Origin of the sequence: Leifsonia sp. fls2-241-R2A-40a (genome assembly GCF_030209575.1) — a bacterium.
Taxonomy (GTDB): domain Bacteria; phylum Actinomycetota; class Actinomycetes; order Actinomycetales; family Microbacteriaceae; genus Leifsonia.
Map to the genome: position 1 here is coordinate 1,547,430 of NZ_JARVRS010000001.1, position 18,402 is coordinate 1,565,831.

General features: G+C 68.5%; 19 protein-coding genes. 9 read left to right on the plus strand and 10 right to left on the minus strand.

Going from position 1 to position 18,402, the window contains the following annotated elements; all coding sequences use genetic code 11:
- Positions 1 to 4: 4 nt before the first annotated feature.
- Positions 5 to 1,204: a 30S ribosomal protein S6--L-glutamate ligase gene (gene rimK, locus QRN40_RS07840; protein ID WP_285115010.1), complete on the minus strand. Its 1,200-nt coding sequence runs from the start codon at positions 1,202 to 1,204 to the stop codon at positions 5 to 7.
- Between the two features lie 26 nt (positions 1,205 to 1,230).
- Between rimK and QRN40_RS07845 the strand changes: the two genes are divergently transcribed.
- The 6 genes from QRN40_RS07845 (at position 1,231) to QRN40_RS07865 (ending at position 5,547) form a co-directional block, all read left to right on the plus strand.
- On the plus strand, positions 1,231 to 1,707 hold the full coding sequence (locus tag QRN40_RS07845) for an ATP-dependent zinc protease family protein (RefSeq protein WP_285115011.1): 477 nt from the start codon (positions 1,231 to 1,233) through the stop codon (positions 1,705 to 1,707).
- Positions 1,708 to 1,968: 261 nt separating this feature from the next.
- The gene (locus tag QRN40_RS18550) at positions 1,969 to 2,262 is read left to right on the plus strand and encodes a lactococcin 972 family bacteriocin (RefSeq protein WP_350224770.1); all 294 of its coding nucleotides are present in this window, start codon (positions 1,969 to 1,971) and stop codon (positions 2,260 to 2,262) included.
- 147 nt (positions 2,263 to 2,409) lie between these two features.
- Positions 2,410 to 2,847 carry a hypothetical protein gene (locus QRN40_RS07850; RefSeq protein ID WP_285115012.1) on the plus strand — a complete coding sequence of 146 codons (438 nt, stop codon included), beginning with the start codon at positions 2,410 to 2,412 and terminating at the stop codon, positions 2,845 to 2,847.
- Positions 2,844 to 3,884, plus strand: coding sequence for a peptidoglycan-binding domain-containing protein (locus tag QRN40_RS07855; protein ID WP_285115013.1), 1,041 nt, complete (start codon positions 2,844 to 2,846; stop codon positions 3,882 to 3,884). The genes QRN40_RS07850 and QRN40_RS07855 overlap by 4 nt, the downstream gene beginning before the upstream one ends.
- Entirely contained in the window at positions 3,875 to 4,486 is a 612-nt protein-coding gene (locus QRN40_RS07860; RefSeq protein WP_285115014.1) for an ATP-binding cassette domain-containing protein, read from the plus strand. The genes QRN40_RS07855 and QRN40_RS07860 overlap by 10 nt, the downstream gene beginning before the upstream one ends.
- A gap of 233 nt (positions 4,487 to 4,719) precedes the next feature.
- Complete coding sequence (locus QRN40_RS07865; RefSeq protein WP_285115015.1) at positions 4,720 to 5,547, plus strand: hypothetical protein; 828 nt, start codon at positions 4,720 to 4,722, stop codon at positions 5,545 to 5,547.
- A 511-nt stretch (positions 5,548 to 6,058) separates the two neighbouring features.
- On the opposite strand, the gene QRN40_RS07870 is transcribed toward QRN40_RS07865, so the two are convergent.
- Positions 6,059 to 6,946 (minus strand): hypothetical protein, encoded by an 888-nt coding sequence (locus QRN40_RS07870; RefSeq protein ID WP_285115016.1) that lies wholly within the window; start codon positions 6,944 to 6,946, stop codon positions 6,059 to 6,061.
- A gap of 31 nt (positions 6,947 to 6,977) precedes the next feature.
- Here QRN40_RS07870 and QRN40_RS07875 point away from each other — a divergent pair, with 31 nt between their 5' ends.
- Positions 6,978 to 7,865 carry a DNA-methyltransferase gene (locus tag QRN40_RS07875; protein WP_285115017.1) on the plus strand — a complete coding sequence of 296 codons (888 nt, stop codon included), beginning with the start codon at positions 6,978 to 6,980 and terminating at the stop codon, positions 7,863 to 7,865.
- A gap of 43 nt (positions 7,866 to 7,908) precedes the next feature.
- Here the strand turns inward: QRN40_RS07875 and QRN40_RS07880 are convergent, their stop codons facing one another.
- Positions 7,909 to 8,328, minus strand: a complete 420-nt coding sequence (locus tag QRN40_RS07880) for an SRPBCC family protein (RefSeq protein WP_285115018.1) — start codon at positions 8,326 to 8,328, stop codon at positions 7,909 to 7,911.
- Between the two features lie 107 nt (positions 8,329 to 8,435).
- Between QRN40_RS07880 and QRN40_RS07885 the strand changes: the two genes are divergently transcribed.
- Positions 8,436 to 9,260: a phosphatase PAP2 family protein gene (locus tag QRN40_RS07885; protein WP_285115019.1), complete on the plus strand. Its 825-nt coding sequence runs from the start codon at positions 8,436 to 8,438 to the stop codon at positions 9,258 to 9,260.
- 9 nt (positions 9,261 to 9,269) lie between these two features.
- Here the strand turns inward: QRN40_RS07885 and QRN40_RS07890 are convergent, their stop codons facing one another.
- Together QRN40_RS07890 and QRN40_RS07895 are read right to left on the minus strand one after the other, a co-directional pair.
- Positions 9,270 to 10,130 (minus strand): alpha/beta fold hydrolase, encoded by an 861-nt coding sequence (locus QRN40_RS07890; RefSeq protein ID WP_285115020.1) that lies wholly within the window; start codon positions 10,128 to 10,130, stop codon positions 9,270 to 9,272.
- Between the two features lie 18 nt (positions 10,131 to 10,148).
- A complete protein-coding gene (locus tag QRN40_RS07895) occupies positions 10,149 to 11,798 on the minus strand; it encodes a hypothetical protein (protein WP_285115021.1) in 1,650 nt (549 codons plus the stop codon).
- Between the two features lie 45 nt (positions 11,799 to 11,843).
- Between QRN40_RS07895 and QRN40_RS07900 the strand changes: the two genes are divergently transcribed.
- Positions 11,844 to 12,389 carry a CGNR zinc finger domain-containing protein gene (locus tag QRN40_RS07900; RefSeq protein WP_285115022.1) on the plus strand — a complete coding sequence of 182 codons (546 nt, stop codon included), beginning with the start codon at positions 11,844 to 11,846 and terminating at the stop codon, positions 12,387 to 12,389.
- A 22-nt stretch (positions 12,390 to 12,411) separates the two neighbouring features.
- Here the strand turns inward: QRN40_RS07900 and QRN40_RS07905 are convergent, their stop codons facing one another.
- The 5 genes from QRN40_RS07905 to QRN40_RS07925 form a co-directional block, all read right to left on the minus strand.
- Positions 12,412 to 13,434 carry a LacI family DNA-binding transcriptional regulator gene (locus QRN40_RS07905; protein WP_285115023.1) on the minus strand — a complete coding sequence of 341 codons (1,023 nt, stop codon included), beginning with the start codon at positions 13,432 to 13,434 and terminating at the stop codon, positions 12,412 to 12,414.
- Between the two features lie 27 nt (positions 13,435 to 13,461).
- The gene (locus tag QRN40_RS07910) at positions 13,462 to 14,913 is read right to left on the minus strand and encodes a GH1 family beta-glucosidase (protein WP_285115024.1); all 1,452 of its coding nucleotides are present in this window, start codon (positions 14,911 to 14,913) and stop codon (positions 13,462 to 13,464) included.
- A 2-nt stretch (positions 14,914 to 14,915) separates the two neighbouring features.
- Positions 14,916 to 15,812 carry a carbohydrate ABC transporter permease gene (locus QRN40_RS07915; protein WP_502878902.1) on the minus strand — a complete coding sequence of 299 codons (897 nt, stop codon included), beginning with the start codon at positions 15,810 to 15,812 and terminating at the stop codon, positions 14,916 to 14,918.
- Positions 15,809 to 16,864 (minus strand): carbohydrate ABC transporter permease, encoded by a 1,056-nt coding sequence (locus QRN40_RS07920; protein ID WP_285115025.1) that lies wholly within the window; start codon positions 16,862 to 16,864, stop codon positions 15,809 to 15,811. The genes QRN40_RS07915 and QRN40_RS07920 overlap by 4 nt, the downstream gene beginning before the upstream one ends.
- A 99-nt stretch (positions 16,865 to 16,963) precedes the next feature.
- Positions 16,964 to 18,286: an ABC transporter substrate-binding protein gene (locus QRN40_RS07925; RefSeq protein ID WP_285115026.1), complete on the minus strand. Its 1,323-nt coding sequence runs from the start codon at positions 18,284 to 18,286 to the stop codon at positions 16,964 to 16,966.
- Positions 18,287 to 18,402 lie beyond the last annotated feature (116 nt).

Sequence of the window (18,402 nt, forward strand, 5' to 3'; positions counted from 1 at the left end):
CCGCTCACCCCTCGATGAGGGCCTCCTGCGCCTCCTTGGGCAGCTTACGCACCTTCGAGCGGCGCTTGCGACGGTCCGGGATCATGGACCGCATCTCCTCGAGCCGGCCGAAGCAGAGCAGGCGGTCGCCGGACTCCAGCACGACGCCGCTGCGCGGGTTGGGGACGACGGCTGCGCCGCGGTGCAGCGTCAGCACCGTGATGTCGCGCTCCCACAGCCCGGAGTCGCGCAGCGACTTGCCGATGATGTCCGCGTTGGTGTGGACCAGGAGCTCGGCCACGCCGTAGCCGGTGGAGACGCTGAGGCGCTGGCGGACGTCGATCTCGGGGAAGCCGACCTGGTTGTCGATGAAGTCGATGATCGCGCCCGCCACATCCAGCCCGGTCGCGCGCTCGATGCCCTCGAGGCCCGGGGAGGAGTTGACCTCCATGACGAGCGGGCCGTCCTTGCCCTCGAGCATGTCGACCCCGGCGACGCGCAGGCCCATGATCTGGGCCGACCGCACGGCGGCCTCCTCGAACTCGGGCGTCAGCTCGACCTTCTCGACGGTGCCGCCGCGGTGCACATTGGAACGGAACTCGTCGCCGCTCGCCACCCGCCGCATCGCGGCGACGACCCGGTCGCCCACGACGAGCGCGCGGATGTCGCGTCCACGGCTCTCGGAGATGAAGCTCTGGATGAGGACGTTCTGCTTCGTCGAGTGCAGCGTCTCGATGATCGACTCCGCGATCTTCGCCTCCGGCGCGAGGATCACGCCGATGCCCTGCGTCCCCTCCAGCAGCTTGATGACGACGGGCGCGCCGCCGACGCGCTCGATGGCCATGCGCACATCCGCCCGGCTGTTCACGAACGCGGTGCGCGGCATCCCGATGTTGTGGCGCGAGAGGATCTGCGTGGCTCGCAGCTTGTCGCGCGAGTTGGTGATGCCGTTCGCCGTGTTCGGTGTGTACACATCCATCTGCTCGAACTGCCGCACGACGGCCGTGCCGTAGTAGGTGATCGAGTTGCCGATGCGCGGCAGGATGGCGTCGTAATCCGACAGCAGCCGGCCGCGGTACTGCAGGTCCGGCTCCTCGCCGGAGAGGTCGATCGCGAACCGGAGCGTGTTGAGCACCTTCACCGTGTGGCCACGGTTCTCGGCCGCCGAGCGCAGGCGCTGCGTCGAGTACGCGTGCGGGGCGCGCGAGAGGATGGCGAGTTTCACGGTGGTGCTCCTGCGAAGATGGGGGAATGGCCGAGACCTATCCAACCACCGACACGGTCGGCTGGCGCGAGTGGGTGAGCCTACCCGGCATCCCGGTGCCGTGGATCAAGGTGAAAGTGGATACCGGAGCCCGCAGCTCCTCCCTCCACGCCTTCGAGATCGAGGAGCTCCCCGGCGATCGGGTGCGGTTCCAGGTGCACCCGTGGCAGGACTCGGACCGGGATGCGGTGGCCGCGGAGTGCGCCGTGCACGACCGCCGCGTGGTGCGGAGCTCGTCCGGTCACACGGAGGAGCGCGTCGTCGTCCTCCTCGACCTGGTGCTCGGCGGCCGGACGGTGCGCGCCGAGACGACCCTCACGAACCGCGACCAGATGGGGTTCCGGATGCTCGTCGGCCGCGAGGCGCTCCGCCAGGGCTTCGTGGTCGACCCGGCGCGGTCGTTCCTCGGCGGTCGCGCGCCGCGGGAGATCCGGCGCCGCAACCGCGGACGCGAGCTCGGCTGACCAGAACTTGGCCGCAATGTGTCTGGCGACGGATCGCGTCTCCGCCAATTGATAGAACGAACGGATGGATTCTTCTTCGCTCGTATTCACGGTCATTTCGGCCGGTGTCCTCGGTCTTCTCATCGCCGGCGTGCTGGTCGCGTGGCAGCTGGTGAGAACGGCACTGCGCAGGCGGAAATAAAAGCAATAGAAAACGAACGCGATCTGATTCGCGTAACTTCTCCGCATGCGGGCATTGGTGCCCGTGCAAAAAGGAGAATCATGAAACTAAGAAATGCCGGGTTTGCGGCTCTTCTGGCCGCGGCCCTGGTTGCCGTACCGGTGAGCTCGGCCTCTGCGACGACAGTGAATGCGGGCGGTGGCTTATGGCAGTACGGGAGCGACTCCAACGTTTACTCGTACTATCACCACGCCACCAAGAATCACACGGCGACAGCATGCAACGGTGGCATCGTCGACCGGTGCAGGCAAGTAGCTGCCGTGAAGAACCAGTGGGCGAGGGCCACACAGGTTAGATCGCTGCGGGGGAACACCGCTTACTGGAACACGCTCTAAGCGATGCGGTTTGCTCGCGCAGGGCTGGTGGGCTTGTTGGCCGGTGCTCTTCTCTCTGGATGCAACGAGAGCGTGACGCCACATGACGTCACATCCACAGGTAGGTCAACAGATTCTCGACCGCACTTTACTGGTCCGTGGGCGGAGATGTTTTCCACTACCTACGACGAGGTCACCAGCCCTGCGCAACGAGCGGCGCTAACAGACGGAAAAATCTCAGACCAGGAGTATGCCTACTTCCGCCAGCAGATCGTCTCCTGCTTGGCCGGTATCGGAGTAGAAGCGTCCTGGAAGGACGGGAGCGTTCTCGACTACAGCCAGCCGCCATCTGTGAGCAACGACGACATCGGTCGCTGTAACAAGAGCGGTGGGCTGGACGTCATCGCGCTTCGAGATGCCATCCTTCGCAACCCGGACAATAAGGACGAGAGCGAAATCCTTGTCGCTTGCCTGAAAAGGGTCCACGCGGTCGCGCCGAGCTATACGGCTGACATGCTGGACTCGGGCACCGACCTTGATCGATTCATCAACACTGACAAGTTCGCAAAGTGCAATGAAGACCCGCTCGGCTACGGAGTCAAGTGAGAAAGTCGAGAATTGGGCGCGCCAAGTCGATCGGACTTCTGAGCGTTGCGCTAGCGACCGCTGCGCTGGTCGGCGGAGCCGTCGTTGCGCTAATTCCGGAACGTCTGCCCGCGAGCGTCGAGCCACCGGCTCGCCCGAAGACGCTGCCCATTGTTCTTCAACCCTACGACGACCCGAGAACGGTGAGCTTCAGCGTCCAACCGGGCGCGGAGGCGTCACTGTTCTCACCCGCAGCAGGTCTCGTTTCATCCTTCGAGTGCGTGCCGGGTGCGATGCTTCGCTCCGGGGAGGCAATCATCCATGTCGAAGGTTCCCCTCTCGTCGCATTTTCTACGAGCGAGCCGCTGTGGCGGGACTTCGTTGCTGGCGACACGGGTGCCGACGTTCTGGCGGCACAACGGGAGCTCGAGAGGTTGGGTTACGCGCTCCACGCCGACGGTCGTTACGGTGCCGCTACCGCGGCGGCACTGGCGAAGTTCATGAAGTCTGCGGGAATCGTGAACCCGGACCCGGCCAAGGTCAGAGCTTCAGTGGTCTGGTTGCCCGCGCCGGTATCACGAGCGACAACGTGCGAAGCCCAGATCGGGCAAAGACTACGCGACGATGAGCGTCTCGCTTCTGTCAGCGATGCTGTCCTGTCGGCGAAGGTCGCGCAGCTTCCGGACGGCGCCGTTCTGGGCCCGAGGGTACTGCGTTACAAAGGGCGATCGATACCCATTACTGAATCGGGAATTGCGTCACCCATTGCCGCCGAGCTCCTCCCACCACGCAGTGCGAAGGCTGCGGAAGGAAATGAGGAGTCTCCGGAAGAACAATCGGGAACGGCGGCGCTTGCAGCTCCAATTCAGGTTGCCAGCGTCACACCCTCGGCCGTTTTCGGTCTGGACGGACAGGAGGGCTGCCTTCTGAGCGGCAACCGCATCGTGCCTGTGACCGTGGTGGGGTCGGCTCTTGGTCAGACTTTCGTTCGCTTCAAAGTGGCTAAGGTTCCGGATGTCATCAATCTCGACCCGGATTCCCATCGAAGATGCGCCTGAAACTGGAAAATCTGGGTCATGCGTTCTCTGAGGGCAGGTGGCTATTTCGAGGGTTGACGGGCGAGATCGTGAGCGGCAGCACCTACGCGGTCACCGGACCGTCCGGGTCAGGGAAGAGCACGCTTCTCTCACTGCTCGCCGGGTGGCATCAGCCAGTGGAGGGCAACATCACGCGCGACGAATGTCGCTCCGTCGCGTGGGTCTTTCAGAATCCGTTCGGCGTCGCTCGTCGTACGGCCCAGGACCACGTTGCGTTGGCGCTACTGGCCCAGGGACTCTCGCCTGCTCGAGCGGACGCGCAGGCAGCGGTCCTGCTCGACCGCTTTGGGCTGCGTCAAGTACGTAATCGTGCTTTCTCTGCGCTATCGGGCGGGGAAGCACAGCGATTGATGCTTGCGCGGGCTGTCGCTTCGGACGCGGACGTCTTGCTAGTGGATGAGCCGACGGCGCAGCTGGATCGAAGCAGCGCGAGGATCGTAAATGAAACCATTGGTCAGCTTGCGCGTCGCGACAAGATCGTGGTGATCGCGACCCATGACGAAGAGACGCGGGCGCGATGCAGGCGCTCAATCGACCTCGGCGTGAGCGGGGTATTCGCTTGAAATGGCGTGCCATCTGTCGCGAGGCATGGCGCAATCTTGTCTCCGGTACGTCTCGCACTGCGATGTTTAGTGCTGCTTTGGCGCTCGCGTGCATCTGCTCCATCGCGGCGGACGGAGTTGCCATCCAGGACATCCTTGTGCGAGCAGATTCCTTTCATCAGTCTGGTGGTTCTATTTGGGTTATTTCCTCATCCGATCGAGTCGATGCCGCGCTCTGCGAGAGGTTGGCATCCGTGCCAGGCGTCAAATCAGCTGGAGCCATAAAGCGGTCGATCGAACGGGTGACGCCCGTCCTCCTCTCTGATTCGCCCATCCCCGTATCGGCGATCACGCCTGGCTTCGTGCGACTTCTGGGTGCTCACCTTGGGTCGAGCGGCCTTCTTGCTGGGCCGGAAGTGTTGGAGGCCGTAGGCGCGCGGTTCGACCTAGAGACAACCGGCCGCGGCGAGGTTCACCTGGCGGGCTCGTTCGAGTTCCCGTCCGATGGCCGATCAGGCGACCTCAGATGGGCGCTCCTCTCCCCCTCACCTGCCCGGGGTGCCTTCGATGAGTGTTGGATCGATATCTGGCCAGCCGACACGTCGCTGAAGCGTGTCCTCTACGCCACACTCGTGCCCGGTGACTCTCACGCTTCGGCACCGGAAGTCACCCAGATCAACTCGCGGCTCGGCGTCGTCTTCGATGCTGACAAAGCCATCCGAAGCCGCTCGACCGCCGTATTCCCGTCGGGCTGCGGGGCCATTGGGTTTGCCCTGGGCATTGTTGTGGTTTTCTTGAGACGTCTCGAGTTCGCTTCTGCCCTCCACGCAGGAATTTCACGAAGAGGCCTTCTCGGGATTTCGCTCCTCGAGACGAGCGCGTGGGTTGGCCTAGCGGCGGCGGCCGCGCTTGCAGCGGGGGTCATCGCGAGTTCGACACTCGCCGAAGGGCGCGATCTCGTCATTCAAGGTGCCGTGAGGACCGTCATCGTCAGCACCTTCGGTAGCTTCGCCGGAAGTCTCCTGGCTCTGGGGTTCATTCGCGAAAGTCGGCTGTACTCATACTTCAAATCCAGGAGCTGACCGGCGGCGGGCCCGCTCCGGCCCGAGTCGCGCCGCCGGTCCGCAACGAACCTGGCGCCGGCGTCATCGGTGGGGGTGTCGGCGATGGCCTGGCCCTGAAAGCGCGGCCGAGTGCCGCCACCGATACGGCCGGCTGACGCTCGTGGGCGAGCCTTCCCGGCGCCCTCGTGCCGTGAATCAAGGTGAGAGTGAATGCCGAGACGACGCTCACGAACCGCGACCAGATGGGGTTCCGGATGCTCGTGGGCCCCGAGGCGCTCCGCCAGGGCTTCGTGGTACCCGGCGCGGTCGTTCCTCGGCGGCCGCGCCCCGCGGGAGATCCGTCGCCGGAACCGCGGACGCGAGCTCGGCTGACGGCTCCCGTCCCCGCCTGGCGTCGGGCTGGTGAAGGATGCAACCGCTCCCGTCTCCGACGTACCGCGGTCGGGTAGGAGATTCGGGCGTCCCAGTGCCGAATCTCCGTCGATGCGACCCGAATCTCCGACGTCAGGGCAAGCGCGAGGGCTGACCCTCAGGGCGTCTCGTCCAGTCCCAGCTCGCGGCGCCAGTGGGCCAGGAACTCCGCACCTGCGTCGTCGTGGATGGCGTCGCCGATGGTGATGACCTCGTAGGGCCGCTCGAGCACGCCGTCGGCGGGGCGCACATCCACGTGGGCCACCTCGTAGCCGGCGTCGTGCACGAAGTCCGCCATCTTGTAGTCGCTGCGCGAGTCGCCGACGGAGCGCCAGCGCCGGGGGAGCGGTCCGCGCGCCGCGAAGTAGTCGAACGCCCGCTGCGCGCCGCGGTCCTTGTCGAGCAGCACCGACTCGATGTCGGTGGAGATGATCGTCGGGTCGATGCGGAACGGCACCGCCCCGGACGCGTCGGGCGAGACGCGGGACCCGTACCGCAGGCCCACGCCGAGACCGGTGAGCACGTCGAACGCCGCATCCTGGAACCGGCTCTGCGCCTCGGCGTAGGTCTCCGCATCCACGTCGGTGCGCTGCTCGACGGAGATCATCGCGCGCTTCGTCTCGTCGAAGAACATCGTGTCGGCGAAGCGGTCGCGCACGAGCCGGCGGACGGCGTCGACCGCGTCGGGCGAGAACGCGACCGTCTCGTCGACGGTCACCTCGCCCATCCCCTCGCCCGTGACCGGCGCCCACGCGCCGCCCTTCTCGAACACGCCGAACATCCGGGCGCCGTGCTGGTCGAGGGCGTCGCCGAGCCCGGCGTCGCAGAGCGGATCCACCACCTGATTGCGGATGAAGTCGCCCGACCGGCCGGTGATGAACGCGATCGGCACGCCCGCGGCCGCCATGGCGACCAGGTCGGTGACGATGCTGCGGATGGCGATGGTGCGCGTGACGGGACTCGCGATGGGTCCGTCCACGTCGAAGAGCAGTCCGAGATTGTGCACAGTCCATTGTCGCCGCTGCGAGAATGGACGCATGTCGCATCCCGAACCCGCAGCCGCACCGCTGTGGCATCCGGATGCTCCGAGCACCGTCGTCGCGGGCGACAACCTCGAGGTGCTCGCCGCCCTGCCGGACGCGTCGTTCCGGCTCATCTACCTCGACCCGCCGTTCAACACCGGCCGGTCGCAGGCGCGGCGGACGCTGACCTCGCGTCCCTCCGACGGCGGCGCGGGCAGCGTCATCGGCTTCAAGGGACGCAGCTACGAGCGGATCAAGGGCGACCTGCTCAGCTACGACGACCGCTTCGAGGACTACTGGGGGTTCCTCGAACCGCGGCTGATCGAGGCCTGGCGCGTGCTCGCCGCCGACGGCACCCTCTACCTGCACCTCGACTACCGCGAGTCGCACTACGCCAAGGTGCTGCTGGATGCGCTGTTCGGCCGGGAGTCGTTCCTCAACGAGCTCATCTGGGCATACGACTACGGCGCCAAGCCGAAGAACCGGTGGCCGGCCAAGCACGACACGATCCTCGTCTACGTGAAGGATCCGTCCGCCTACCACTTCGACTCGGCGGCGGTCGAGCGCGAGCCGTACATGGCGCCCGGGCTGGTGACCCCCGAGAAGGCCCAGCTCGGCAAGCTGCCGACCGACGTCTGGTGGCACACCATCGTCTCGCCGACCGGCCGGGAGAAGACGGGGTACCCGACGCAGAAGCCGGAGGGGGTGCTGCGCCGGATCGTGCAGGCGTCGAGCCGCGAGGGCGACTGGGTGCTCGACTTCTTCGCCGGCAGCGGCACCACGGGCGCGGTCGCCTCCGCGCTGGGGCGCCGGTTCCTCCTGGTCGACAGCAATCCGGCCGCGATCGAGGTCATGCGCGAACGACTCGGCGCGGGTGACGCGGCGGTCCGGTTCGTCGGCTGACGGCTGACGGCTGACGCCTGACGGCCGAGCGCTGCCCCGCCGGTCAGGCGGGATGCTCGACGTGCGACTTCAGCGCCCGCATCGTCCGTCTGCTCTCGGCGGCGGCCATCCAGACGAGCATGGGCTGCGTCGCCCGGAAGAAGCCATGGGTGGTGAGCTCGCCGACCCGGGTCACGTGCGTGACGGGTCCGGTTCCGTCGAGGTCGTAGCGGATGTCGGCGTCGATGCTCCCGGACCGTTTCGCCTGGTGGAACCGCAGCGCGCGGTCGGGGACCTCTTCGACGACCTGGCCCGGCATCCGGCCGACCATCGTCGTGTCCTCGTAGCCGGCCACCCGGCCGCGGGTGCCGCGATAGACCATCGAGTGATGGAGCCACGCGGGATACTCGTCCACGGCCCGGAGGGCGAGGTACACCTCGTGCGCCGGGGCGTCGATGTCGATGGTGTTCGTGATGCGTCTCATGGTGCTCGGTCTACACCCGTGCACACCCGGGCGAGCTAGCGGGGTTCTCCCCCACCTCGGCGTTCATCCGGAATTCTCAGAGGGGTGTGTGGAAGGGTGGATGCACTATGCGAACACGCCTCCGAGCCCTCCCCTTCCTGTGGGGTGCCCTGGTCTCGGCCGTACTGTTCGCGGCCGTCTACCTGGTGTTCGTGCAGAGCTACATCGGGCAGGTGATCGACGAGCGCGCGTTCGCCGGCGCGGACGCCTGGAAGGGCGACGTCATCGATTTCGCCCAGAGTTTCCTCGACGCGCTGCCGGTGGCCTCCGTAGTGATCGGGGCGGTCGTGGCGATCGTGATCGTGCTCGTCCGGCGCAACTGGCTGGTGTTCGGCGTCGCCGTCGGAGCGGCGATCGGAGCCAACGTCAGCACGCAGCTGCTCAAGTACACCATCCTGTCGCGGCCCGAGAAGGGCGTGGATGTGGGGCTCGCCAACTCGCTCCCGTCCGGTCACACCGCGGTCGCCGCCTCCGCCGCCCTCGTGGTCTTCCTGCTGGCGGCGCCGAAGTACCGGCCGCTGGCGGCCATCGTCGGCTCGATCTTCGCGATCGCGGCGGGCGCATCCACGCTGGTGGAGCAGTGGCACCGCCCGAGCGACGTGGTGGCCGGGATGCTCGTCGTCGCGTTCTGGGGCTGCCTGGCCGGGATCGTCCTCTCGTGGCTGCACCTGCCCGGCGCCGAGCCTCCGGTGCGGAGCAAGCTGTGGCCGCTGGTCTGGATCGGCGTCGTCTGTGCCGTCGGATCCATCGTGGCGCTGCTGGTGACCTACTTCTCGGCGCAGTCGGGCACCGAGCACCTCTTCATCGCGTATGCGGGCGGGGTCGCCGCGATCGTCGCCACCGGTTTCGTGCTCGCCGCAGCGGGCAACCGTCTGTACCGCCGGCTGGCGTGAGCGGATCGCTCACTCGCTGAAGAACGACGTGAGGTCACGCGCGAGTGCGTCCGGAGCCTCCTCGGCGACATGGTGTCCCGACGCGATGCCGTGCCCGCGCACATCCACCGCCCAGTCCCGCCAGATCTCCAACGGGTCGCCGAACAGTTGCTCCAGGTCGTCGTGCAGGGACCAGAGGACGAGCAGCGGCATCGAGAGCCGTCGGCCGGCCGCGCGGTCCGACTCCTCGTCGGCGCGGTCGACGGTGAGGCCGGCGCGGTAGTCCTCCAGCATCGCCCGCACGACCTCCGGGCGGTGGACGGCCTCCCGCCGCTCCGCGAAGTTCTCTGCACCCATGGCGTCGGGATCGCCGTGGTACCAGGCGTCCGGATCGGCGCCGATCACCCGTTCGGGCACCTCCGGCTGTGCGAAGAAGAACCAGTGGAACCACGCGGTCGCGAACTCCGGCGTCATCCGGTCGAGGTGCTCCACGATCGGGATGCAGTCGAGCAGGGCCACCCGGCGCACGGCCTCGGGATGGTCCAGGGCGAGCCGGAAGGCCACGTAGCTGCCGCGGTCGTGCCCGACGAGGTCGAATCGGTCGTGGCCGAGCTGCCGCATGAGTTCGAGGATGTCCCCGGCCATCGCCCGCTTCGACGCCTGGGCGTGATCCGACCGGGGCGCCGGCGCGCTCGAACGCCCGTACCCGCGCAGGTCGGGGACGACCACCGTGAACCCCTGCTCGGCGAGCACGGGCGCGACACGATGCCAGGTCGCGCCCGTACGGGGATGCCCGTGCAGGAGCACCAGCGGTGGACCTTTGCCGCCGTGGCGGACGTGGATGGTCGCCTCGCCGACATCGACGTCGGCGTGCGCGAATCCCTCGAACACCCGGCTACCGGGAGGACGTCACGCCTTCGCGCGGAGGTTCTCGGCGATCTTCGCCAGCGACCCGTCGAGCGCCTGCTGCATCCCGTCGAACTCCTGCGTCGTGTGGATGGTCAGCTCGACACCGTCGTCGGTCAGCCGGAGGGCGCCGTGGTAGTCGTGCGGTCCGGGAGCGGACCAGCGAACCTCGCGGGCGGCGCGGTCGACATCGAAGTTCGCCTCGGAGGTGACTGTCTCGTCCTTGCCGTCCTGGTCGGCGTCGACGTGGGCGGTGGTCTCCACCTTGCCGTCAGGCAGCTCGTGCGCCTCGGTAACGCGCGGGAAGTAGGCGGGGAGGTTCTCCGGGTCGGAGACGTAGTCGAAGTACTCGTCGGCGTCGCCCTCGAGGGGCCGGTTCGCAGTGTAGGTAGGCATGCCGCGACGGTACGCCCGGTCGCGCCGAGCGCAAGCCAGCGCATCCATTCGGACCGCGACGAGCGTGAGCGCGCAGACGACGGCCGCGCACAGCGTGAGGGCGGCGGCGCCGAAGGGGGCGATGAGGCCTGCCGCTGCGACGCCGATCGCGCTGCCGGCCACCTTGATCCCGGCGACCGTCGCGAAGATGCGGGCGGCGGCGCCGGGCGGCGAGTACTCCGTGCGCGCCGCCAGTGTCGCGGCGAACAGGACTGAGCTCACCGCGCCGACCGCGGCGAACGCGATGCCTCCCACCGCCGCGCCCGCGGCGGGGAAGGGGAGCGCCAGCAGCGGCAGCAGCAGCGCGAGCGCGGCAGCTGCCACGCCACGCGCGACCAGCCGTTCCGGCCGGCCGGTCAGCGGCCGGGCGAGCAGGACGAGGGATGCGACGAGGCCGCCCGCGCCGTACAGCGACATGAGGACGGCCGCCGTCGACGGCGAGGCGCCGCGCTGTGCCGCCAGGGACGCCGCGATCACGGGAGCCGCCGCGAGGGCGGTGGCCGAGCCGATCGTCGCTACCGTGGTGCGCCGGAGCGGAGGGGAGACGACCAGCAGGCGGAGCACGCTCGCCTTCGCCGCCCGTGTGCGCACCGGTGAGGTGCCGGGAAGCCAGAGCACCGGGATGGCGGCCAGCAGGAGCAGACCCGCGGTCGCCGCCAGCGCGCCTCGGGGAGTGAGGACGGACGCCGCAACGGCGATCGCCGCCGGTCCGACGGTGCCGGCGACGCCGTAGGTGAGCGCGTCGAGGGCCTGGCCGCGGCGCTGGCGGGGTCCGGCGGCGTCGGAGCCGGCCGTCGAGCCGGTCGCGGAGCCGTCTCCGGCCCTCGTTCCGCGGCGCGAGGACGCGTCCAGGAGGGGAGCGAGCCGACTGCTCAGGCCACCCGTGACCAGTGGCCCCGCGCATCCCGCTGCGGCCAGGGCCAGAGCCGCCGCGATCGTGCTGACCGGGAGCAGGGCGGCCGCCGCCACGGCGAACACCGCGTACCAGGCGAACGCGCCCGCGAGCACGGGTCCGGGTCGGCGTCGTGCATCCAGCAGCCGCCCGGCGAGCGGACCGACGAGGTGCGGGATGGTCAGCGCACCGGCGAGCAGACCACCGACCGCGGGGCCACCGGTTGCCGTGCCCGCCAGAACGGCGGCGACGACGGCGCCCGCGTCGGCCGACCGGCCCGGAACGGCCGCGGCCACGTAGAGGATGACACCGCTCCGTCCGCTCACCGACAACACGTTGCCCCGAGGGGCGTCACCTGTCAAGATGGTGACGTGAGTTTCGCGTTCGTGGCGGGCAACCTCGCCCTCGACTTCGTCGCGACGGTCGCCGAGCGGCGCACGACGGCGGTCGAGCGCGTGCCCACCCCGGCTGCGCTCGCACAGTGGTTCGTCGACGCCGGTGTGGTGGATGCCCCACCTGCCATCAGCGAGCGGGGCCATGGGGAGGCGCTCGCCCTCCGCGAGACGATCTGGGGGCTGCTGAGCGCCGATCCCGCGCATCCGCTCGACGTCGGAGCGGTGAGCCTCGTCAACGGGTACGCAGGGGCCGGTGTCCCCGTCGCCGCACTCGCGGCCGACCGGTCGGTGACGACCTCGGGCGACCTCGACTCGTGCCTCGCGTCCGTCGCACGAGCGGCTGTGGACGCCTTCCGCCCGGAGAATGCCGCCCACCTCAAGTGGTGCGAGGGCGTCGACTGCACACGACCGTTCCTCGACGCGTCCCGCGCATCCAACCGCCGCTGGTGCGGCATGGCCGGCTGCGGCGACCGCGCCAAGGCCGCCGCCTACCGCGCCCGGAAGCGCACCGCGCACGTCTGACCCGGCGCGGCCGGAGGCGGGCTCAGCTGCTCTGGCGGACCACCAGCTCCGTCGGCAGCAGCGTCACGCGGTCGACGTTCTCCCCGGCGAGGCGGCGCACGAGCACCCGGGCCATCGCCTCGCCCAGGCCGATCGACGGCTGGTGCACCGTCGTCAGCGGCGGCGTGGACATGAGACCGAAGCTGTCGTCGTCGTACCCGACCACCGCGATGTCGCCCGGGATGCTGAGACCGGCTTCGTGGATCGCCGAGTACGCCCCCGCCGCCATCTGGTCGTTCGCGGCGAACAGCCCGTCGATGGGGCGACCGTCCGCCAGCAGCCGGCGCATCGCCTCGAGGCCGGACGCGGGCGAGAAGTCGCCGTAGGCGATCCGGGTGGCGTCGAGCCCTGCCGCATCCATCGCGCGCTTCCAGCCCGCATAGCGGTCGACGCCCGCTGGCATGTCCTGCGGCCCGGTGATCAGCGCGATCTCGCGGCGCCCGCGGTCGATGAGGTGCCGGGTCGCGACCTCGGAGCCGGCGACGTTGTCCACATCCACGTAGTACGACAGGTGCTCGGTCTCGCTGACCGGGCGGCCGCCGAACACCAGCGGGAGGGAGGTGCCCAGCTGAGCGTACGAGTGGTCGCCCGAGTGGTGCGAGACCACGAGCGCGCCGTCGACGTTGCCTCCCATCAGGTACCGCCGGGTCTTGTCGGGGTTCGTCTCCGACGAGATGACCATGTTCAGCGTGTACTCGGTGTCCGCGAGACTGAGCGCGACGCCCTGGACGATGGATGCGAAGAACGGGTCCGCGAACACCTTCGCCGTCGACTCGGGCACGACCAGCGCGATCACCTGCGTGCGCCGGGATGCGAGCGAGCGAGCGGCCCGATTGGGAACGTAGTTGAGGTCCGCGATCGCCCGCTCGACCACGGCGACGACCTCGGCGGTGACCTTGGGCGACCCGTTGACCACCCGGGAGACGGTCGCGCGGGAGACGCCGGCCCGCGCGGCGACTGCTTCCAGAGTGGGCACCGCTCCGCCCGTCAGCTGCTCCGTCGTCATGAGGTCTCCTCGTCGCCTACGCCCATGCTAGACGTGGGACGCGGCGGCCTCTTCCACAGCCTCACCGGCCCGCGCCGCGGCGATCACCTGAGCGAACGCGAGGCCGGAGTCCTTCACGGTCCGCTCCTGCGTCTCGTAGTCGACGCGCACGATCCCGAACCGCTTCGCGTAGCCCCACGCCCACTCGAAGTTGTCGAGCAGCGACCAGACGAAGTACCCGCGCACGTCGGCGCCCTCGTCGATCGCACGGCCGACCGCGTCGATGTGGGCGAGGATGTACGCCTCGCGCTCGCGGTCGTGCACCGCGCCGTCCTCCGCCACGACGTCGTCGTAGGAGGCGCCGTTCTCGGTGATGTACAGCGGGGGCAGTGTCGGGTACTCGCGGGTGAGCCGCACCAGCAGCTGACGCAGCCCGTCCGGGTTCACCTCCCAGCCCATCGCCGTCGTGGACAGGCGCCGCGACGGGAAGGTCACGTACTCGCTGCCGACGAACGGCGAGGAGGTCGGACGCGCGGTCGGTACGACGGCCGCCGGCTCACCGGCGCCGAGCGGATGACCGCTGACGTTGTCGTCGTGGTAGTGGTTCACGCCCAGGAAGTCGATCGGCGCGGCGATCGTCGAGAGGTCGCCGTCGTGCACGAGCTCCTCGAACCGGTGCTCGCGCACATCCTCCAGCACGTCGGCCGGGTAGGCGCCGAGCAGCAGCGGCTCCAGGTACATGCGGTTCCACAGGCCGTCGATCCGCCGGGCCGCTTCGAGGTCGACCGGGTCGGACGGGTCGTTCGGAACCGCGGTGGTCAGGTTCAGCGTGATACCCAGCCGGAGGGCGTCGGCCCGCCCGCGGGCGCCGGCGAGCGAGCGCAGTTCCGCCGCCGCCAGACCGTGCGCCAGGTGCTGGTGGTGGAGCGCGGCGAGCCCGGCGCGCGGCTCCTGCCGGCCCGGCGCGTGCTCGCCGCCCGCATATCCGATGAGGGAGGAGCACAGCGGCTCGTTGAACGTCGTCCAGTGGTCGACGCGGTCTCCGAGCGCGTCGTACACGGCGACCGCGTAGTCGCGGAACCGGTACGCCGTGTCGCGGGAGGCCCATCCACCCTGCTCCTCGAGCGCCTGCGGCAGGTCCCAGTGGTACAGCGTCAGCCAGGGCAGGATGCCCGCGCCGAGCAGCTCGTCCACGAGCCGGTCGTAGAACGCCAGCCCGGCCGGGTTGACCGCGCGGTCGCCGGGCTTGACCCGTGCCCACGACGTCGAGAAGCGGTACGACTGCAGCCCGAGCGACGCCATCAGCGCGACGTCGGCGGGCATCCGGTGGTAGTGGTCCACCGCGACCTCGGGGGTGTCGCCTCCGGCGATCGCCCCCGGGACACGCGCGAACGCATCCCAGATGGAATCCTCTTTGCCGTCCTCGTCGGCGGCGCCCTCGATCTGCGCGGCCGCGGTGGCCGACCCCCAGAGGAAGCCGTCGGGCCAGGTGCGATTCATTCTCAACCTTTCACCGCGCCTGCCATGATGCCGGAGACCAGCTGCCGGCCGGCGAGCACGAAGAGGATCAGCAGGGGGATGGTGGCGAGCACCGCTCCGGCGAGCACGATCGAGTAGTCGACGTACTTCGCGGACTGCAGCTGGCTGAGCGCCACCTGCAGGGTCGGGTTCTGCGGCGCGACGAGCAGCGGCCAGAGGTAGTCCGTCCAGGCGGTCATGAAGGTGAAGAGCCCGAGGATCGCCATGGCGGGACGCGCGGCAGGGACGCCGACGTGCCAGAACGTGCGGATCATGCTCGCGCCGTCCACGCGGGCGGCCTCGATCAGCTCGTCCGGGATGACGTCCACGAGGTACTGCCGCATGAAGAACACGCCGAACGCCGTGACCAGGGTCGGCACGATGATCGCGCCGAGCGTCCCGGTCCAGCCGAACTGCTTCATGACCATGAACAGCGGGATGATGCCGAGCTGCGTCGGCACCGCCAGCGTGGCCACGACGAAGACCATCAGGCCTTCGCGGCCGCGGAACCGCAGCTTCGCGAACGCGTACCCCGCGAGCGTCGAGAAGGTGACGACCGAGAGCGTGATCAGGCTGGCGACGATGATCGAGTTTCCGAGCGCGAGCCAGAACGGGACGGTGTCGAGCACCTCGCCGACGTTCGTCCAGAACTGCCCGCCCGGAAGCAGCGGCGGCCAGGTCGACGTGAGCACGGTGCTGTTGCTCGAGCCCGCGACGAACGACCACCACAGCGGGTAGGCGCCACCCACGAACAGGGCGAGCAGGATGCCGTAGGTCAGGAACCCGGGCCGGCGGTCGATGCCCAGCGCCTTGCGCTTCGGAGCGCGTGTCTCGGCGGGACGGGCGGACGCGGTGGATGCGGTGCGCGCGGTGGCGGTCACAGGTTCTTCTCCTCGCTCGCTGCGGCCAGGATGCGCGAGGCCTGCAGTCGTCTGGCGGTCCGTCGGCGGTGCACCCGGGATTCGGTGGAGGCGATCCGCCGGGAGATCAGGAAGTTGAGGACGCCGAAGATCACGATGAGCAGGAACAGCAGCCACGCGATGGCCGACGCCTTTCCGAAGTTCTGGCGGTTGAACGCCATGTCCCACAGGTAGAGCACGGTCGTCTGGTACTGCCGCTGCGGGCCGCCGGGGACCGCGCTCGACGGGTTGAACAGCTTCGGCTCTGTGAAGATCTGCAGGCCGCCGATGGTCGCCGTGATGATGACGAAGATCATGGTCGGGCGGATGCTCGGAAGGGTGATCGAGAAGAAGCGGCGGAACGATCCGGCGCCGTCGAGGGCGGCCGACTCGTGGATGTCGCGCGGGACCGCCTGCATGGCGGCCAGCAGGATGAGAGCGTTGTAGCCCGTCCAGCGCCAGTTCACCATCGTCGCGATGGCGACGTGCGAGGGGAAGGTCTCGGTCTTCCACATGACCGGGTCGAGCCCGATCGCCTGGAGGGCGTTGTTGATCAGTCCGTACTTCTCGTCGAACGCGCTCGAGAAGATCAGGGTCACCGCGACCGGGGTGACGACGTAAGGGAGCAGGACGCTCATGCGCCAGAAGGTCTTGGCGCGCAGGTTCTGGTCGAGGATCGCCGCGATGAAGACGGCGGCGATCAGCTGCGGGATGGCCGACAGCAGGAAGATGCTGATCGTGTTGAACAGCGAGTTCCAGAAGAACGGATCGCTGAGCTCGGCCGCGTAGTTCTTGAAGCCGACCCACTCGCCGGGACCGGTCAGCAGGTTCCAGTTGTTGAGCGAGACGACGAACGTGTAGACGAGGGGGAACAGGCCGACGAGGCCGAAGAGCACGAAGAAGGGCGCCACGTAGAAGTAGGGCGACGCCTTCACGTCGAAGCGGCTCAGCCGCTGCTTGAAGGTCAGGTCTGCGCGCGCATCCCGGACGCCGCGGGCCGCCGTAGCGGTCTCCGGGCGGGTGACGGTGGTCATGGGTGTCTCCAGTGACGTGCCGCCGAGCACAGGGTTTCGGTCGGGTTCGCGAGGAATATCGCGACCTTTTCCCTGTGCTCGGCGGCGTGCGGATTCGGGTTACTTGTTGACGACCAGCTGGTTGAGCAGCTTCATGGCGTTGCTCCACGCCTGGTCGCCGTTCGCCTTCTTGGAGTCGAGCTCCTGGACGGACGGCCCGAACACCTGCGACTGGATCACCGAGTCGTCCGGCCCCTTGTACTGGGCGACGACACCCTTCGCGCGCTCACCGAGGATCTGCCCGACGGGAGCGTTGTTGAAGAACTTCGTGAGGTCGCTGGCACCGGTGACGCCGGAGTCCGTCTGTGCTTCCGTCACCGACGGGAAGGTGCCGGCGGCCTGGAAGGTCTGGACCTGCGACTTCGCGGTGGTCAGCCAGGCGGCGAGGGCCGCGGCCTCCTTCGGGTGCTTCGACTGCTTCGGGACCGTCAGGAACGAGCCGCCCCAGTTGGCTGCGCCGCCCGGGAACACGTTGGCGAAGTCCCAGCCGGTGGTGGCGTCGCCGCCGCCCGCCTTGACCTGGCCCTGCACGACGCCGAGCATCCAGCCCGGGCAGACGAACGTGGCGAAGGAGCCGTCGGTGAACGCCTTGCCCTTGCCCCAGTCCCACTGGGTCTGGTTGGAGGAGAGGCCGGCCGCAGCGCCCGAGGCGAGCTTCGACCACAGCGCCTTGAGGTCGCTGTTGTCCTCGATGTTCAGCTTGCCGTCCTTGGTGTAGTAGCCCTCCGGCTGCTGGTTCACCATGGCGTTCCAGATGAAGCCCGACTGGTCGTACCAGGCCTTGCCGGTGGCGGCGTGGTACTGCTCGCCGACCTTGAAGAAGTCGTCCCAGGTGGCGTTGTCGCCGCCGAACAGCTTCGCGACGGACTCACGGTCGCTGGGCAGCCCCGCCGCGGCGAACAGCTTGCCGTTGTAGCAGAGGCCCTCCGGGCCGATGTCGGTGCCGTAGCCGATGATGCGGCCGCTCTTGTCGGTGGCCTGCTTCAGCTTCCAGTCGACCCAGCGGTCCTTGATGTCGTTCGCGCCGTAGTCCTTGAGGTCGTTGAACTGGTCCGAGACCTGCATGACCTTGCTCAGCCAGCCCTCTTCGACGGCCTGGACGTCGGGGAGGCCGCTGCCGGCCGCCTGCTTCGTCTGCCAGTCGGTGAGCGCGTTGTCACCGGTGTCGATGTTGGTGGCCTTGATCTTGACGTTCGGGTGCTCCTTCTCGTACTGCGAGTAGAGCTTGTCGAAGCCCATCGTGCCGAACGTAGTGACGGTCAGCGTGACAGGGTCCGAGCTCGATCCGCCGCCGCCGCTCGATGAGCATCCGGCTGCGATGAGGGCGAAGGACGCCGCGCCGGCGACGGCCGCGGCGATCCTGGTGCGTCGTGAAAGCTTCACGGGTTCACTCCTTTGTGCGTGTGTGTCTGGTGTGCGCCTGCTGCGGTGAGAGCGCTCTCATTCAGACGACGTGAGAGCGCTCTCACACGTTTGAAGAGAATCTAGATCGCCCCCGC

Excerpts from the sequence above, each read along its gene's own strand:
- QRN40_RS18550 (WP_350224770.1), top strand. The coding sequence starts at position 1,969 with ATGAAACTAAGAAATGCCGGGTTTGCGGCTCTTCTGGCCGCGGCCCTG.
- QRN40_RS07860 (WP_285115014.1), top strand. The coding sequence starts at position 3,875 with ATGCGCCTGAAACTGGAAAATCTGGGTCATGCGTTCTCTGAGGGCAGG.
- QRN40_RS07920 (WP_285115025.1), bottom strand. The coding sequence starts at position 16,864 with ATGACCACCGTCACCCGCCCGGAGACCGCTACGGCGGCCCGCGGCGTC.
- QRN40_RS07845 (WP_285115011.1), top strand. The coding sequence starts at position 1,231 with ATGGCCGAGACCTATCCAACCACCGACACGGTCGGCTGGCGCGAGTGG.
- QRN40_RS07905 (WP_285115023.1), bottom strand. The coding sequence starts at position 13,434 with ATGACGACGGAGCAGCTGACGGGCGGAGCGGTGCCCACTCTGGAAGCA.
- QRN40_RS07850 (WP_285115012.1), top strand. The coding sequence starts at position 2,410 with ATGTTTTCCACTACCTACGACGAGGTCACCAGCCCTGCGCAACGAGCG.
- QRN40_RS07910 (WP_285115024.1), bottom strand. The coding sequence starts at position 14,913 with ATGAATCGCACCTGGCCCGACGGCTTCCTCTGGGGGTCGGCCACCGCG.
- QRN40_RS07885 (WP_285115019.1), top strand. The coding sequence starts at position 8,436 with ATGCGAACACGCCTCCGAGCCCTCCCCTTCCTGTGGGGTGCCCTGGTC.
- QRN40_RS07875 (WP_285115017.1), top strand. The coding sequence starts at position 6,978 with ATGTCGCATCCCGAACCCGCAGCCGCACCGCTGTGGCATCCGGATGCT.
- QRN40_RS07880 (WP_285115018.1), bottom strand. The coding sequence starts at position 8,328 with ATGAGACGCATCACGAACACCATCGACATCGACGCCCCGGCGCACGAG.